This window comes from Plantibacter sp. CFBP 13570, assembly GCF_014841395.1.
In the GTDB taxonomy this organism is placed as follows: Bacteria; Actinomycetota; Actinomycetes; order Actinomycetales; family Microbacteriaceae; genus Plantibacter; species Plantibacter auratus.
On the sequence record NZ_JACYTW010000131.1, the window covers coordinates 1 to 1,774 of the forward strand.

Here is a 1,774-nt window from a genome sequence, read left to right on the forward strand (position 1 = left end):
TCGACCGCCCGGTCGCCCGGCATGCCGAGCGGCCGCAGGACGCCCTATGGGCCGCGGTCGCCGACGCGGTGTCGGAGGTGATGGCGACGTCGGGTGTCGACCCGACCCTGGTCGCCGCCGTCGGGATCACCGGCCACGGCGACGGGCTGCACCTCGTGACCGCCGCGGGAGAGCCGGTCGGCCCGGCCATCACGGCGATGGACTCCCGGGCGCACGTCGAGGCCGCCGAACTCGCGGCTGACCCGGACCGGCTGCGCGTGGTGCTCGAACGCTCCGGACAGCTGCCGACGCCGGGCGCCGCCGGCAACCTCCTCCGCTGGTTGCTCCGCCACGACCCGGAGCGTGTCGAGCAGGCTGACGCGATGCTCTTCTGCAAGGACGTGGTCCGCCTGCGGCTCACCGGCGAGATCTCCACCGACTACTCCGACGCCTGCGCCTCCTTCCTGGACGTCGGGACCGCCACCTGGAGCGCCGAGGTCCTCGACGCCTACGGCCTGCCCGCCGAACTGCTCCGCCTGCTCCCGCCGATCAACCCGAGTGGCACGATCGTCGGGCGGGTGCTCCCGGAGGCCGCCGCGGTCACGGGCCTCGTCGCCGGGACACCGGTCGTCTCGGGACTCCACGACGTGCAGGCATCGTCGATCGGCATGGGAGCGCTCGTCCCCGGGCGGCTCGCCCTCGTGGCCGGCTCGTTCAGCACCAACGGCGTGACGACGACCCAGCCCGACGTGGACCCGCGGTGGCAGTCCCGCCTCTCGATCACCCCCGACCTGCGGATCGCGATGTCCACCTCGGCGACGGCATCGCCTTCCTTCGACTGGACGCTCCGGCTCCTGGGCGTGACCGACGCCACCGGCCGCGACGCGCTGATCGCCGAGGCCGCGGCACTCCCTCCGGAGGAGCCGGTGCCGCTCGTCCTGCCCTTTCAATCGGACTCGCCGCTCGGCGCCGAAGCGTCTGCCACGCTCACCGGCGTCCGCGACTGGCACACCCGGGCGCACGTGCTGCGCGGAGCCCTCGAGGGCATCGTGCTCATGCACCGCTGGCACACCCGGGCACTCGGCGAACGGTTCCGGTGGGACGAGCCGATCGTCCTCGGCGGCGGCCTCGCGCGGTCGCCGCTGTACGTGCAACTCGTGGCCAACGCGCTTCGAGCTCCCGTGACGGTCGTCGACTCCGAGGAGGCCGGGGCACTGGGTGCCGCGATCGTCGCCGGGGTCGCCGCCGGACTCCTGCCGTCGGTGGAACAGGCCCAGCGCGACGTCGTCCGACACGCACCCGCCGTCCTGCCGACGGACGCCTCGGCCGCGTACTGGGCCGGGGTCGGAACCGCGTTCGACGAGCTCGTCGAAGCCCTCGGCCCCTGGTGGCGACGACGGGCCGAGGAGTCGAGCCCCGACGGTCCGGCGTCCGAACGCGACGACCGTGCCGGGGTGGAACGATGAGCGCGTCCATCGGAGGCCGCGGGACGGCCACGTCCAGTCCGGTGGACGACCGGCGTCGGGAGATCCTCACCCGACTCGACCAGGACGGGCGGGTCGAGGTCGGCGCGCTCGCAGTGGACCTCGGCGTGACCGAGGAGACGATCCGGCGCGACCTCCGCGTCCTCGAACTCGACGGACGCCTCCGACGCGCGCACGGCGGTGCGGTGCGAGTCGACCTCGACCCGGGCCAGGACTCCGGGGCGTCCGGTGCGCTCGCCGTGCGGGCGCTGACCCTGGTCGACCCGGGCTCAGCGGTCTTCCTCGGCGCGGGGTCGGCCTGCGAGGCGCTC

2 protein-coding genes are annotated in these 1,774 nt (G+C 74.4%); both read left to right on the plus strand.

Annotation, left to right across the window (positions count from 1 at the left end; genetic code table 11):
• On the plus strand, positions 1-1,445 hold a 1,445-nt coding region (locus IFT89_RS19835), incomplete at its 5' end, for an FGGY-family carbohydrate kinase (protein ID WP_202939842.1).
• Positions 1,442-1,774, plus strand: a 333-nt coding sequence (locus IFT89_RS19840) for a DeoR family transcriptional regulator (protein ID WP_202939843.1), incomplete at its 3' end; no start/stop codon positions are given. The genes IFT89_RS19835 and IFT89_RS19840, both read left to right, overlap by 4 nt.